This is a genomic window from Aeromicrobium senzhongii, assembly GCF_014334735.1.
Taxonomy (GTDB): Bacteria; Actinomycetota; Actinomycetes; order Propionibacteriales; family Nocardioidaceae; genus Aeromicrobium; species Aeromicrobium senzhongii.
Map to the genome: position 1 here is coordinate 2,254,888 of NZ_CP060587.1, position 16,062 is coordinate 2,270,949.

Below are 16,062 nucleotides of genomic sequence, written 5' to 3' on the forward strand. Positions count from 1 at the left end.
AGCGACGCGCCCCGCTCTCGGCGCGATGAACTCGCACCGGAAGAAGATGCGCGTCTCTCGAGAATCGCGTCGTCGACGAACCTCAGGACCGAGGGAGCATGTCGCTGGGCTCCCCTGCCCACAAGACGACGAGCTCGTCGCGTGCACGGGTGGCGGAGACGTACAACAGGGATCGCTCGCGCTGCAGAAGCTCACCGCGGTCCGTGTCAGAGAGCCCCTTCAGGAGGTACCGTGCCGGGAGTTCGTCATCGCTGATTCCGAACAACAGCACGCATGAGAACTCCATGCCTTTGGCTCGGTGCATCGTCATCACCGACGGCGCTCCCGCTCCCGCGGCCTTGTGGTCGACGGCGCGCACGTCGACACCTCTCTCGCCGAGCGCTGATACGACCCGGGCCATCTGTCGCTTGTCGCGGACCAGGATCCCGATGGTCTCCGGCGCCTTGTCGTCGTCGAGCCACGCTCGGACGACGACGGCGGCCTGGTCCAGCTCGTCCTCCAGGGACGACGTCGCGACGAGTCGGGGTGCCGGCCCGCGTCGAGCCGACCGGTAGTGGTTCGATTCCTCCTGCTCGCCTTCGGCGTCGAGGAAGGTCTCGCCTGTCAGCGTCTCCACCGCGTAGCGAAGATTCTCCGCCGTCGTGCGGTAGTTCAACGTCAACCGGCGCGATCGGCCGACGATGCCGATTCCGACCCGCCCCAGAACGACGTGCTGCCCGTAGATCCGCTGGTGTGCGTCTTCGGCAAGGAACAGGTCGTTCTTCCCCGCGCGTGCAGCGGCGCGAAGGAACTGCCAGTGGCTCGGCGTCAGGTCCTGGCCTTCGTCCACGAGGATGTGATCGAAGATGGGGCCGGTCTGCTCGAGGATCGCCGCCGCGACGGCCGCCTTCTCCGGGAAGTCGAGACTGCCGTCGATGCCCGTCCAGAATCGGTACGCCTCGACCAACGACCAGACAGCAGCACGCTTCGACCGGTTCAGTGCGGTGCCTCGCCCCGGACGTCGCGCCTTGAAATAGCCATCACGGTCCGTGATGCGCTGCGGCAGCACGACGGTCGCGTACTCGGCTTGCAGGAAAGTCGAAGTACGCAGCGTCGCGTCGAGGTCGACAGGATTGTTCTCGATGACCTCGGACCAAGCTCGGGTTGAATCCGTCACGTTCGAGATATCGCCGCTGCGCGGGCCCAGGACCCTCTCGATGGCGATCGCCCGGGTCTCGGGAACGGCCGAGGAGATGACCGCGTGGACCACCGCATCGATCCCGTTCACGTGGATCCCGCGATCTCCGGGCTTCGCCGCGAATCGCGTCTGCGGCTCGAGAGACTTGACGTCGGAGCGCAACGACTCCGCCAGGGTCTTCGTGAACGTGGTCAATAGGATCGCCGCCGACGGATCCTTCGCCTGTAGCGCCGTCGCACGGTGCACCAGCACGACCGTCTTACCCGTGCCCGCACCGCCGGAGAGTCGGAACGGACCGTTGTAATCGGACTCAACATACCGACGCTGCTCCGGATGGAGAAACGTCCGCCAGGCCGCGAAGTCACCCTCCTCGATGACCCGCCGCAGGTCGTCCTCGCCTTCGATGAAGGAGAACTGGGCGCGAGCGGCCGGGTGCTTCATCGCCTCGAGAAGATCGTCGTCCGAAACGTGTTCCTCGGCGGCGGCTTCCTCGACCGGCTCGTGAACCGTGATCGAGTACTTCTCGCGAACGGTATCGATCGCCTCGCCGGACATGAGGTCGATGAGCGCCAGTCCCTGCCACTCGACCGCCATTCCGGCGATGTCGATCAGCTCGTCCTCGGTCACGGCGGCCATCGCCCGATGCGCCACATGCCGGTCGATGCCGATCCCCTCGACGAGGTCGTCCAGGGTGTAACCCCACATGACCAGAACCGGAACCTTGTCGGGGTCCGCCACCTTCGGGGCCGCCGCATCTGCCGCATCACGGGCCTCGGCAGGCATCGTCGCTTCGATCACCTCGGCGATTCCGTTGACAGGGTTGACCTTGAGCTTCACCTTCTTCGCGCGCTCGATGGCATCGTCGTGAGGCCAGATGCCCGTGAAGACGTAGTGCGCCTCCTGGCCGCTGCCCTGCACTTTGAACAGGACCGCGCGGAATTGGATGTTCACGCGCCCCGTTCGCACTCGTGGGTCGGCGGAGTTCATGATCGGTTCGATGTGCAGGCTCGGGTTCGAGTCGTCCTGGGCGAGCTTCTCCAGGAACGAGAACGCCTGCGACTTCAACGAGCCGTCGATGTTGTACGCCCCCGGCGTCGTCACGATCTGCGGCATCAGGAAACCCCTCCTTCGACCGCCAACGCGGCGAGAACGTCATCGACGACGGCGTCGACGATCGTCCATCCCTCTTCGGACAGCTGCACGCGTTCATCGTCCGCCAGATCGACGGCGACCCCGACCCCTCGGTCGGGCCAGGCGATATCGAGCGGGATTCCGGCCTGGGTCTCGACGCCCAGCTCGGGCTTCGCGACGCCTGCCACGGCCAGCAGTCCGAGGAGCTTCTTCTCCGCCTCGGTCGCGGTGGCGTAGAGATCCTCCCATCCGGCAGGGACGTCGACGTCAGACCTGGACACGCTGGACTCGCCCGCTTCCACGAGGGATCGCGTCGTGACCGTCGTCGCGCGGGTGCGCAGGTTGACCAGGTTCGCGAACCGCAGCCACTCCCGCCAGGCGTCCTTGCGATCGATTCCGAGCATCTCTTCCCGGTCGTCGAGGACGACCGCGAGTTCGATGTCGTCCATGGCGTCGCTCGCGTGGCGCGCGACGAACGACACCGTTCCCGACGTCCAGTGCCACGTTCGGGCTCCCGTGCCCCGGGTCCCACGGCCGTCGAGCAGATCGACAGCGAGATCGGACAGGTCGTCGGTGAGTGCCGACGTCCCCTCGACCGCCGTGCCGAACGAGAACATGGGCATCCAGTTCGCCAGTCGCTCGATCCTCTCGACGTCGGGTTCGGCGATCCAGGCGACCAGAAGGTCGAGCGGTCCCTTCTCGAGTAGCTCGACCGAACTCGGGTGGAGCCTCGCCGGGGGATATGCCTTGAGCATGTCCCTCGACGCGGAGTTCCACCATGGCGGCCGCTCGCTCTCGCCTTCGAGGTCGGCCCACGAGATGCCGAGCACGATGTAGCCCGCGTCGCGCAGGTCTCGACGCTTGAGGGCGTCGTCGGCGAGCCGGTTGTTTCGGGGCGATGCGTGGTAGGTCCATCCGTCGCAGAAGATCGCGACGTCGGGCACGGGCTGGTCGCATCGCAGGAGGAAGTCCGGCTTCGAGCCCAGAACGTTCACCTGAGGTTCGAGCGTCCAGGTGCGCCCGGCGAACCTGATGATGAGCCGGTTGCCGTGAGGTCCGGGCTTCTCCGTCACATGGGCGTTCAGTGCCGACAGTCGTTCCTGCAGCACCGCGCGGAATCGCTGTTCGATCTTCGTCTCCGGGTCGAAAGCCTCCACCGGCTCCTCGGTCAGAACCCAGGAGGACGTCTCGTCCAGATCGTCGTCGGCGCTGCCGAACAGGATCTCGCGCAGGTGCCGCTCGGCGGCGACCCGCGAGACGAGCCCGCTTCGTCCCGCCGGCGCGAACGGGAGTAGACACCTGTGGCACGCGAGTCGTCCTTCGTCCGCGCACGGGCAGTCACGGACGACCGCCCACGCACGGTGCAGGACGTTCCGGAGGCCGTCGGGGTCGGCCAGATCCGCCAGGTACCCGGTACCGCCCGGGACGACGTCGTGGAGCAGCAAGGCATCGTGGTTCGCGGTCTCGGAGCCGGGAGTCGGGTCGACGATCGTCTCGACGGCGATGTGGTCCGGCGCTCCTCCGATGAGCTCTCTGAGCCCCAACAGCAGCGAGGCACTCAGGCTCGGCACCGCGTACCGGTCTCCGAGCGCGACGAGGTGGGGCAACCGAACGACGAGCCCTTCGGTGACCAGCTCCCTCGTGAGCGCGATCGCTCGCGTCCTCTCCTCCACGGCTCGTCGGTTCGGGCACCACGGCCGGTGCTCCGAGGCGGAGTTGCGCTGGGTCGAGGTGTCCAGGCGTCCGCACGACGCGCAGACGCGGAACAACCCGGCGACATAGTCGCTCCCCGCCAAGGTGCGCTGCGTGCCCTGACTCGCCGACTTGCCGACGTTGATCCATCGGATCGTCATGTCGCGCACGTGGCGCGCCCCGAACCCCGAGCTTTCGACGAACCACTGGCGGGACACCTTCTGCGGGTCGACGTCGGCGGCGACGACGACCGTGAATCTCTCGCGCACCCGCTCGTCGCGCGCGTCGTCGATGATCGCTTCGTCGCGCTTCATCTCCGAGGAGACCTTGGTCAGCTCGACGGTCTCCAGCCGCTGCTTGACGTCGGCGAATCCGACGCTTCCACAGCGCGGACACGACCCGGGCTGGTGTTCGTCCGCCTCGCTCGAATGGCCGCAGGCCGGGCACAGCACCAGGGTCCGCACCGCCTCACCGTCGTGTCCGAGATCCACGGCGTCGACCTTGATCCGGTGGCCGCGGGCGTAGAACGTGGCTCCCGGCGCGAACTCCCGCAGCGCTAGGGCCGCTCCACGGTTGAACGTCTGCGGCTCCTCTTCCCACTCACCGGTCTCGGGGTCGACCCAGCTGAGGGCCACGTCGAGAGCAACCGAGTCGTCGAACAGGGTGTAATTGGGCAGCACCCCCTGCTCCTCGAGCACGGAGATCCAGTAGATGCCACGCAGGTGCGCCAGGTTCGACCGCGCCATCTTCGAGGCCGCGCGAGCGGACCGGAACGCCGCCTTGTCGTCGCTGCTCGCGGCCGGACTCTCTGCCCTCTGCTGCAGATCGGGGAGGACCTTCTGCAGTTCGGCCGCGCGGTAGGTGAGGGTCTCGATCTCGTGCTCCCACCGGTGAGCCGCCTCGAGGAGTCGTCGGACGAGGCCACTCGTACCGGGCCCCGACGTCGGCGTCGCCCATGCGCGAAGTCCGTCAGCTGCTTCCTTCCGCAGTTCGAAGCCTGCGAGGAACGCGTCGAGGTACTGCTCGGCGTGCTCTTCGGCACGATTCATCAGCACTGCGAGGAATCCGTCCGGGTCGGCCGCGTTCATCGCCTCGACGGCCCTTGTCGGATGCGGCGCCGCCGAATCGCGCGCCAGCCGATCGGCGACGGAAGCGATGTACTGACGTCGCAGGATCTCCTCGGCGTCGAGATAGGTGGCCGGAGGACGCACATCGCCGTTGACGACCGAGAGCGGATCGCCGATCCGCGGCAGCTGGTCCCCCCGGCCGGTGACGAACGCCAGGTCGAGCGCATTGCCCGTCAGGCGCCCCGCGCGTCCGACACGCTGAAGGTACGAGGCGACGCTGCGCGGCAGGCCAGCCAGCATCACGGTCGACAGATCGCCGATGTCGATGCCCATCTCCAGGGTGGGCGTGGCGACCAGCACGTTCGGCGCGTCGGGATCGGAGTCCGACTCCTTGAATCCTTCTTCGTACCGCAGCCGGGTCTCGTCGTCGAGCTGACCGGTGTGCTCGCGCGCCACCACCCGCTGGATGTCGGCGGATTCGTACATCCGCCGATAGAAGTTGTCGCTCACCGCGACCCGCTGCAAAGAACCGAGGCACCGCGCGACCATGCACGGCGCACCGTCGAGTTGGTCGATGGTCGTCGGCGAACCCGGGACGACCGACCTGCAGGTGTCGCACACGAGCCGGATACGGCCCTGTGTCAGATCGTCGAGAACGGGCGTCGACACAACGACGGACGGCGACGAAAGCTGGAACACCTTCACCCCGGCGCCGTAGGTGTTCATCTGTACCGCGCCGTTCCTGGCGAGTCGCTCCATCAACAGCCGCCCGTACACGGAGGCTTCGGACGGCGACACCTCGAGGCACTTCGCCGCCCACCTGGCGTACCAGCTCTGAACACCGGTGACGGGATCGAGGTCCGATCCCTTCGCGGCCGTCGCCGAGCCGATCCGCGGGTAGCCGGGGGCGGCCCGGCCCGCCGGGAAGGCCGGCATGCCTCCGGCCCGGTCACGTCCGCCCCAGATGCTGTAGCGCCCTCCGTCGTCCTCCTGGTAGCGCCGGAACCACTCGTGCTCAATCGCCCCACGCTCGCGCATCCGCTCGAGGACGCCCCGCGCCCAGGCGACGAGCACGTCGTCGGGTCGCGGCTGGCCGAGTGCCTGCTGCTCCGCCTCGTCGACCGCCCACCGGGCTGCCGCCAGCAGGGTCGCCTGCGGGACGTCCACGCGCGCGGCGGCCGCCCCGGTCAGTTCGAGGGTGCGTCCGACCCTCGATTGCAGTCCGAACTCGAGCTGAACGTCGAGCAGGAGCCGACGCCGCACCCTCGACCTCACCCTCGCCGGCACATCGGCCAGCGTCGGCGCGTTCCAGAACTCCCAGAACTCCTCACGATCGGCGAGTTCGGGCGGGAGGATCCGGTAGCGACGACGCGGGTCGTCTCCGCTGCGTTCGATGATGCGGTCGACCAGCTCGTCCAGGGTCAGCTCGCCCTCGCCGACAGCATCGCGAATGACCGCGCGCATGGTCAGGCTGTGGGAGCGGCTCTGGACGAACCCCGCCCGATGGGCGGCGTCCTGAACACTGTCGGTGAAGACCAGCGCCTTCTTCTCACGCTGATCGAGTCCCGACGTGCCGAACAACGTCGACAACGTCACCGAGAGCATCGTCGCGATCGCCGACCCGAGGAACCGGATACCGTCGGCGCGCTGGCACGACGGGCAGACGTCGCCGCGCGACAGCTCGCCCGCGTCCTCCCCGCGATGGGTGAGCACCGGGAGGACGAGGCCTTCGCGCACGTCGGCTTCCTCGTCCGGCAGGGTCGCGGTCAGCCGACGCTTCGTCGAGGACAACCACATGAGGTTGTCGGCCGTGTCGGATCCCGAGATCGCCGCCTCGCCCTCGGCGGGCGCATGGATCAGTGGCCTGAAGCGCTCGTCGCCGGCGGCTTTGCGCCCGCGGATGGCTTCGTCCCCGGTCTCCAGATCGAGCCCGACCGGCGCCAGAACCACTCCCCACCCGGACCGGCCGCAGTGCCGGCAGTAGATCGCGGGAAGCACGGTGCGGTCGCCCTCGAACTCACCGTCGTCGGACCAACTGAAATGCGGAACGACCGAGACGTCTCGATCGATGCGGGTCAACTCCCGCACCCACAGGTGCAGCTCGACGGAGAGTGCCTCGCGGCCGAGAACGGCTCGCACGTGACTCAGTGCGGCGACGAACGCCAGCAGGAAGTTCTCGGCCTGCTCCCGGGTGCCGGGCAGGTCGGCGGCCAGATCACTCAGGGCGACGGCTTCGGCACTTCGCGCGGCGAGCCACCGTGTCAGCGGCAACCGACGCAGCACGGCGAGCATATGCTCCTCGGTGCCGGGCTCGAACGTGCCCGCGTCGACTTCAGGGGCTCCGAGCACGCCGAGGACGGCCTGCGCCATCGCGTACCCGTCGCCGTGATCGACGTCGCTGACGGCGTCGAGCGTCGCCTCGAGCTCACGGAGGGTCACCGGCGCGCCCGCCGCCTCGTGGCGTCCGGTCCACTCGTCGAGGGACAGTCTCGACTCGGTGACGACCGCGGCGCCGTCGAAGTCTTCGCCGAAGACCGTTCGGGCGAACTCCAGCATCGTTCCGGGATCGCCTTGATCGCCCAACGTCGCCGAGGTGGCGACCGGTGTGATCCGGCCCAGCGGACGACTGCGATCGGCTTCGCTGATCGAAGGATCACCGTCGCCCCAGTGGCTCTTGAGCGCCAGACCCAGCCGCCGCAGCAGCATCGACACGTCGGTGCCCTGCGCTCCGTCGTAGGTGTGGAACTCGTCCAGCACGAGGTACTGCAGGCTGGTAGCGCTCTGTTCCCAGATCCGCGCGTCGGCTTCGCGCAGGAGCATCTGATCGAGCATCTTGTAGTTCGTCAGCACGATGTCCGGGACGGCCGAACGGATGACGTCGCGGTCGGTGATCAACCCCTTGGCCGACACCTTGGTGCGGCGCGGGCCTTCCTGCCCGGTGTAGAGCGCGGCGGTCACGCCTTCGAGTTCGGGGTGGGACGAGATCATCGTCGCCAGTCGCCCCGCCTGGTCGTTGGCCAGGGCGTTCATCGGATAGAGAATCAGCGCCTTCATCCCGGTGACGCCGTCCCGCTTCGCCCGCAGGACGTGGTCGAGGATCGGATAGAGGAACGACTCGGTCTTACCTGACCCGGTTCCGGTCGTCACGAGTGTCGGTTCCGGTCGCGGTCGCTCCGCGCCGAGTCCGAGGCTCGTCAGTCGACGGAACGCCGCAGCCTGGTGTCCGTAGGGCGGGAAGCCCTCGTACCACTCGAGGCTGTCGCGCCAGCCGTCCTCGGCCGGCCGGAACGGCAACCGGAGACGCAGGTACGGGCCCTTGAAGATCCCGTTCGACTGATCCTCGAGGAACTCCTGCAGCGCGCGACCGGCGTCGTCGTCCGCCAGCGCGAAGGTGGTGCGCAGGTAGTCGACGAGGCCGTCGCGGACGCGGGCCGCCTGGGTGCTGGGCAGAAGCTCGCTCACGAACGCTCCTGCAGGATCTTCTCGAAGTGGGCGTAGGCCTGCCGCATGTCGGCCTCGCGGTCCAGCGTCGCGAACGGCAACTCGTAGGTGTACGTGTTGCCCGCCTGGTTCGTCGCCGTGCGCTCCTCCTCGTTGATCGCGTCGCCCTTCTTCCGCCACACGGTCAGCACCGAGTTGGGGACGAGGCGTCCGTTGCGGTCGTAGAAATACGTGTTCCGGTCGTAGCCGTAGAGCACCGAGAACTGTGTCCGGTAGATCGTGCACAGCTCATCGGCGGTCAGGCCGAGCATCAGCGCCACGATCGCGTCGATTTCGACCTGCGCCTGGCGTCGGTCCGATGCGAGTCGCAACGGCGCGCTCGTCGTCCAGTTTCTCCCGTAAGCAAGCGGGGGGCGCCCTTCGTACTCGAACCCACCGGCCCACGCATCGGTTATCCAACCCTCGTTCCACGCCCCCACCCACAAAGGCTCCCACGCGTTGGCCACACAGGTCATCCGTGCCGCTCGAAGCGTCAGGCAGTCGAGGAGTGGGTGGGTACTCACGAATGGAAGACGGCCGATCACTCCAGCTCGGATGTTCGACTTCGGCGCGACCCGGACCGCAAAGTCGAGGACAAGTGAAGACAACTTCGCCGCAATTCCCAACAAGGTCCGAACGGAACTATCGGGCACTCGAAACGAATACACGCCGTCAATATGCGCAGAACCCGGCGGGATGATTGCGGAGATGAGCGTGCGTTCCCCTGTGTTCGCCGCCATCTTTCTCCACGCAAGGCGGTAGTGGGCGCGGGCGGGGTCGCGAGCGTCGTCACCCCAGTGGGTGTAGCTCGCGTCGTAGCGTGCACGGTCGCCGCGCGGCTTGTACGAGGTGATCGGGATGGCGTCGGCGGGCAGCGTCTCGAAGTCGGTGGCCGACCAGTCCTGGTTGTGGAGCATGGTGCGGTTGGGCGACTTGTACATCGGAGTGTTCACGAACAGGTGGGGCCCTTGCAGGATGACGTCGTCCCACGAGTCAGGCCGGCCCCACTCGGAGTCGAAGAACCCCTTCGTGCGGTCGTTCTTCTCGTGCCATCCAGCGGAGAACTCGAGCCCGAGCTCTCCAAGTCGCGGCGCGGATGCCAACTTCGCGAGTACCTCTGCTGTCGATCGGTTGACGGCGTACACCATGCGCGAGCGTCGAACGGGAACGTCGTCGTTCTCGAGGACGGCGTGCCACGTCGCGAGGACGTCGTCGGTGACCGTGATGATGCGGTCGGCGTGCGGACGCAGATCCCAGTTGCCTTCCGGGTCCTTGAGCCCCGGCTCCTCACCCGAGCCATCATGCGCGTACGAGCGCGTCACGACGTCGGGGTGGTAGATGTACGTTGCCAACTCAAAACCGGGTTTGTCCTTCAACGTCCCGTACACGTGCACGCCGAAGAACGCCTTGTCGTCAATCTCGAACAACATCTGTTCATTCAGGAAGTGCCAGTGTCGACGAAGTCTCAAGTAGGTCGGCTCGCGAAGCAGCCCGGCCTTCTCATCCGTGAAGTGGGTTTCCGGGTGAATCAGCGCAATCGTTCCGATTCCCGACTGGTGGCGCCACGTCTGCTCCATGAAGCAGCGGTACAGGTCGGGCTGCAGACCCTTCAAATGCGGGTACTCGAGCGGTGAACCGACGAAGGCGGCGGTGCAGGCGACGTCCGTCGTTCCGTTGACCACCAGCTGCTCGATACCAGGGAGCGCCAACGTCTGCTCACGCTTCTCGGACACCTGGGCCTGGGTGGGCTTGACCGCCAATTGCCACCACGGGTCACCCTCTGCCAGGAGCGCGTCCACGTCCGAGCGCGGACGGACCCACGGCGGATTTCCGACCTGCAGGTCGAACCCGCCGCCGTGGAACACCGGTGCGAAGTCCAACTCCCAGTGGAAGAAGCCATGCTGCTCTGCGATGCGCTCGCAGACGACGAGCCACGGGTGATCTGCCAGGACCTTCTCGATCGGGCGGGCCTGGGCGAAGTCGAGGTCCAGCTCCTCGACCTGCCCGAGCGACGACCAGTCGCCACCGGTCTCGAGACCGAGTTGCCCCTCACCCGGGGCGCGCTTGCCCCTCGCGCTGGAGGGCGGAGTCGTACCGACGATCGCGACCAGAGCGTCGAGCCACTGGTCGAAGGTCGGCGGATCCACTCGTCGAAGCTCGCCGGCGAGCTCGACGGTGGTCAACTCGTCGGTGAGCGGCCAGAACCACAGCGCGTTCCAGGCGTCCATCACACGGCGCAGGCGCCGATAGGCACCGTCGGCGTCGGCGAGCTTCCGCTCGATCTCCTCACGAGTCACCGCACCGGTCGTCGCCTCGGCCTCCCACCCCCAGACGTCGATCGATCGGCGCACTTCACGCTCGGCGATCCGCAAACGCTCCAGCGCGATCTCCCAGAGCGTCTCCACCCGGCGCGCGACGTCCAGGAGTGCGGTCACTTCCTTCTTCGTCGGCTTGCGGAACACCGACTTGCGCCACGCCTTGAGCTCGGCGAGTGCATCGGGGGTGAGGGACTTCGCCTCCTTGGCCTCGACGGCCGAACCCCACCCCTCGGCGGGCAGGAGGAAGTGGTGGACCGATCCGGAGGTGATGTCCGAGAACGAGACGTCGCGAGGAACGTCCTTCAGCCAGGTCTTCTTCTCGACCTGACCGACGGAGTACACCGCGCGCCGCGCCCCGATGAGCGAGTTCCCGCGCCGCAGATGCAGGCCGAACCACGGCGCCTCGAGCCCTTCGACCATGGTGTCGAGCCACAGCGAGATCTCGGCGAGCTCGACGGCCGTGGAGTTGAGGTCGACGCCGTACACGTTGTGCAGCGCGATGTACGCCTTCACCCGCTGCAACTCCCGCGGATAGTCGTCCGGATCGATCCGTTCGCCGAGCTCCTCCTGACGTCGCGTCAGGTAGTGCTCGGCCAGCTGCCGAACCGCCTCGATCGCGAAGGCGCCCGAACCGAGAGCCGGCTCGCAGACGGTCAGACCGAGGATCTCTTCGGCGGTGGTTCGGTGCCCGCCCTGATCGAGCAGTTCCTCGAGAGCCTGCGAGACGGTGAACCGGGTCAACACCTCCGGCGTGTAGTACGACGCGGACTGCTGCCGTTCCCGCCCCGCCAGCCGGTAGACGAAGGTCCCTGCCCGGTGGAGCACCCGCTTCGTCTCACCCGTGTACTCGTCGGTGGTCATCACGAAGTCGGCTGCCGCGATGTCATCGGCTCGATGGACCGGTACGACCCACGAACCCTTGGAGGCGTCGCCGCCCTTGGCGACCTCGTAGAGGTCGGTCTCGGCGAAGAAGCCCGTGTAGGACATCAGGCCCTCATAGACCGCGCCCAGTTGGTTGATACCGAGCTCGGCGTAGGAGATGAACCCGCGATCGCGACCCTTGCTCTCCTTGCTCAGGAGCAGATGCCGCAGCACCTGCTGTAGGGCGTGGTTGCCGAGCTTCGTCGAGCGGATCAGATCGACGGCCGACGGCAGGAAGAGGTCCGCCCGCAGGCTCTGGAACTCCAGCCCGCTGAGTACGGAATCGTCGTCCTGCGGCACCGCATGACCCTGGTCGACCAGCGAGAACAGCACGTCGAGCGAGTCGTAGAGATGCGTTCCGTTCTGCGACCGCGGTGTGGTGAGCTCCACGAGGGTCAAGTCGCGCAACCGATCGAGGCTGTAGCCGCGGTCGTACTCGGGTGCACCGACGGGCAGCACGCCGAGCTCGGGCGACGCCTCCGCGTACAGCAGGAAGAGGACCCGGTAGAGGAAGCGCAGCGACTGCCGTGCCAGCATCTGTGCCTGGTCGGCGGGCAGCGGCTCGAGCCCTTGTTCGCGACGTCGCGCCACGACGTCGTTCGCGATGATCTCGATCGACAGGCGCACCCCCTCGCGCAGGTCCTTGGACACGCCCACGGTGTGACGTACCGACTCCTCGAGCGGTCCGGTCCACCAGATCTCGCCGTCGGCGTCCGGTGCCAGCGATGCGGCATCCAGGCAGGTCAGCGCGCGATCGACTTCGCCGCCTCGCTTGTCGTCGTTCCGCTCACAGACGAGCTGAAGATCGACCAGCAGGTAACGGCCTTCGGCCCATCGCTCCCGCTCGGCGATCAACGCCAGACGGCCCGCGAGCACCAAGACGAACTCCGGGTGGTCGGCCGAGGTGAACAGGTGCGACACCGTACGGGCGACCGACTTCAGCGACGTCGAGTCGTCGGGTTCGTAGGCCTCGAGCAGCGTCGTCTTGTCCTTGTTCAGCAGATCCTCGACCGAATCGACGGCGACGGCGTGAACGATCGCCAACGGAGCGTCGCCGGTGAGCCCTGCGGCGTGGATCCGCGATACCGGCCCGACACGGTCGCGGGTCAAGCCGGCGCGGTCGTATCCCAGGATCGACTCGATCGTCCGGTAAAGCTCGGGAAGCCGCTCGTCACGGGGCTGCAGCGTGGCGAACGTGCCGAGAAGCTGAGACCGCCGGGACGTGAAGCGGGTCCGCGTCGTGCCGTGGTCCTTGTCCTGGTCCCACAACTTCCGACGCTCGAGCACCCGCGCCTGGAAGGATTGGTTCTTGGCGTCGGTCGTGAAGTAGTGCTCGCTGATCCACGCCTCACCGACCACGAGTGCGTCGCTGACGGCCATCAGTGATCCTCTCCCACGACGACGAGCAACGGCCGGATGAGTCGCTGCTCGGGCAGCATCTCCTCGATCATGCGGCGCTCGATGGTGACGTCTTCGCGCCGACGACGCAGCGTGTCACGTTGGAACAACGTCTCGGCCTGCGCCTGCCAGGTCTGCAGGCGAGCGCTCCACGCCTTGACGCGCGAACGCGTCTCCTCGGCCGCGGCGTCGGCCATCTGGCCGATGGCGCTCTCGGCCGAGTGCACGGCCGGCCGCACCAGATCGGTCAGCGCCTCCGCGTCGCTCACCGCTCCGGTGTTGACGGTGGCGATCCGCAGCCGGTCCAGCGCGTCGGACATCGACGCCAAGGGCGTCGCGGTCGCGAAGGTGGGGTGGCCGGGGTCCGGGAACTCGACGATGACGAACGACGCGGCCACGACCTGCCCGCGACGGTTGGTCAAGCTGCCGTGGACGAGGACCGACGGGTGATCGACGTGACCACGGACGGCGAAGATCTCGTTGCGGCCGAGCGAACCGAGCGCACGGTCGCTGATCCAATCGAGGACCGGATGCAGCGGGGCGAGATAGCTCGCCTCGGGCCACAGGGACGACGAGTCGTCGGACATCGCGTCGGCCAGCACCGCGCGACCCTTCGACTGCGTGGTCGCCACCACGAAGCGCTCGACGACCTTGCGGTCGCGCAGGTACGACTGCGGCAGTACCTGCAATCTCGCTGCGAGGTCGCGCGGGGGCCGGAGCTCGGCGAGTCCGTGCTCCGGGTGCTGCTTCCACGAGACGCCGTTCGGAGCGTCGTGACCGGGGGTCTGGAACACCTCGTCGAGTGCATCGGCGAGGTAGCTCGACGCGTCCGGGTAGATCGTCGACCGTCGTTCTTCAGCCGGCGGAGCGGAGGCCGTCTGCGCGGACTGCGCGCTCAACAGTCGGGCGAAGAGATCCTCGATACCGTCACCGGCGCCGATCTCGTCGATCGACCTGACCTCGTCGTCGAGGTCGCGCTCGCGTGCGAGCACCTGGCGGATCGTCTCCTCCTCGGCCGCCTCGCTGTACTTGCCCATCAGCGATGCGGCGTCGCCCAGCGCCCGGTGCGCCTCGTGCTCCTTCTCCATCAGCTTCTTCAGGATCCGCACGTCCCCGGCGAAGTTCTCGCTGTCCGGGTCGAGCAGCAGCGTCGTGATCTGCGGACGGTGGCGCTGCCCGTACCGGTCGATACGACCGTTGCGCTGCTCGATCCGGATCAGGCTCCAGGGGATGTCGAAGTGGATCAGGTGGTGGCACTGCAGATGCAGGTTCACGCCTTCGGACGCCACGTCCCCGGTCACCAGGACGCGGATCGCCGACGACTCCTGCTTGAACGACTCGACGACCTCCTGCTGACTCTCGTCGCTGAGCCCGCCGTGCAGAACGACGACCTCGTCGGCCTTCATCCTCAGGTCGGTCGTCAGTCGGCGTTGGAGCCACTCCAGCGTGGCGACACGCTCGGCGAAGACCACAGCGCGCGTCGTCTTGCCGCGGCCGACCCCGATCTCCTTGAGATGGCGCACGAGCTCCTCGTACTTCGACGACGGCTCGACGTCCGCACGATCGGCGAGATCCGCCAAGCGCTGCAGCGCTTCGATCTCGCGGGCGGTGTCGCGAGTCGGCTCCCCCAAGCGCGCGATGCGATCGCGCACCGTGGCCTTCAGCGCGGCGGGCGACGACAGGAACGCCTTGGCTAGGGTCCACGGGAAGAGCTTCGCGTTCTTGCCCGAGTAGGGGTTCGACCCCGACTTCGGGTGAAGCCAAACCTCGTCCAACTCGACGGCGATCTCGTTCTCGATCGGCGATGCGGGGACGAGCACGTTGCGCGGCTCCATCCGTTCGGCCCACATGTCGCCGACGACGTTGGCAACCTCCGGGCTGTGCCGATGACGACGGATCACCAGACGGGCGACTTCGTCCTCGACGAGCTCGCCGTCGGGCGTCACCGCACTCGGCTCGAGCATGCGAACGAGCTCGGCGAAGGACTCGGCCTTGCCGTTGTGGGGCGTCGCCGACGCCAGGATCAGAGCGTCGCATTTGCGGGCGAGCAGACGCGCGAGGCGGTTGTTCTGCGCACTCGAGTTCGTCACGTTGTGCGACTCGTCGATGACGACCGCGTCCCACTGCTGCTTCTCCAGGTGCGCCAGGTAACGGTCGCTCTTGAGCGTGTCGATCGACACGATGACGCGCTTGTAGAACGCGAAGGGATTGCGGTTGGCGGGGAGCTTCTGGCGGATCCGCTGGATGCCGACGGAGTCGAGGCGCACGAATGGCAGCGCGAAGCGCGTCCACATCTCGTATTGCATCTGCTCGAGCACGTGTTTGGGCGTGACGATCAGGATCCGCTCGCCGCGGCCGCGGCGCGCGAGCTCGCTGAGGATCATGCCGATCTCGAGCGTCTTGCCCAGGCCCACCGCATCGGCGAGCAGGATTCGAGGTCGGATCTTTTCCGGGTCCAGCGCCTTCCTCACGGCGGCGAGCTGATAGTCGAGGGTGTCGGCGAGGCCTTCGGTCGACACCGTCAGCGCAGGTTCGGTCAACGGGACCGACGACCGGCGCATCGTGGCCTCGAGCCACAACCGAGCGCGCCGGTACTCCGGAGAATCGTCGGCGACCACACGCGCGTTCGCCGGGTCCAGGATCTCGATCGACTCCTGAGCGATGCCGGTCGCGAACACCGCCTCGGTCTCGCGCACCAGCTCGCTCAGGCCCTGAACGTGGATGAACGATCCGTCGTTCGTCGGCTCGACCTGGGTGACCAGCCATTCCTCGTCGCGCACCAGCACGACCGAACCCGGCGCGATCGTCGGGGTGCCCTCGTCTGTGACGGTCATCACGCAACGCCTGAAATCGTCGGAACCGTCTTCATGGTGCCGTT

General features: G+C 67.3%; 4 protein-coding genes. All 4 read right to left on the reverse strand.

Annotation, left to right across the window (positions count from 1 at the left end; genetic code table 11):
- Positions 1 to 82: 82 nt before the first annotated feature.
- Genes H9L21_RS11235 through H9L21_RS15615 form a run of 4 tightly spaced genes read right to left on the reverse strand, consistent with a single transcriptional unit; the run spans position 83 to position 16,018 of the window.
- Positions 83 to 2,290 (reverse strand): 3'-5' exonuclease, encoded by a 2,208-nt coding sequence (locus H9L21_RS11235; RefSeq protein WP_154596818.1) that lies wholly within the window; start codon positions 2,288 to 2,290, stop codon positions 83 to 85.
- Positions 2,290 to 8,529: a DEAD/DEAH box helicase gene (locus tag H9L21_RS11240; RefSeq protein WP_187411470.1), complete on the reverse strand. Its 6,240-nt coding sequence runs from the start codon at positions 8,527 to 8,529 to the stop codon at positions 2,290 to 2,292. Before H9L21_RS11240 ends, H9L21_RS11235 begins: the two co-directional genes overlap by 1 nt.
- Positions 8,526 to 13,166 carry a class I SAM-dependent DNA methyltransferase gene (locus tag H9L21_RS11245; protein ID WP_154596817.1) on the reverse strand — a complete coding sequence of 1,547 codons (4,641 nt, stop codon included), beginning with the start codon at positions 13,164 to 13,166 and terminating at the stop codon, positions 8,526 to 8,528. Before H9L21_RS11245 ends, H9L21_RS11240 begins: the two co-directional genes overlap by 4 nt.
- Entirely contained in the window at positions 13,166 to 16,018 is a 2,853-nt protein-coding gene (locus H9L21_RS15615; protein ID WP_154596816.1) for a helicase-related protein, read from the reverse strand. Before H9L21_RS15615 ends, H9L21_RS11245 begins: the two co-directional genes overlap by 1 nt.
- Between the last annotated feature and the right edge of the window lie 44 nt (positions 16,019 to 16,062).

Coding starts and splice junctions, on each gene's coding strand:
- H9L21_RS11235 (WP_154596818.1), bottom strand. CDS start 2,290: ATGCCGCAGATCGTGACGACGCCGGGGGCGTACAACATCGACGGCTCG.
- H9L21_RS11245 (WP_154596817.1), bottom strand. CDS start 13,166: ATGGCCGTCAGCGACGCACTCGTGGTCGGTGAGGCGTGGATCAGCGAG.
- H9L21_RS15615 (WP_154596816.1), bottom strand. CDS start 16,018: ATGACCGTCACAGACGAGGGCACCCCGACGATCGCGCCGGGTTCGGTC.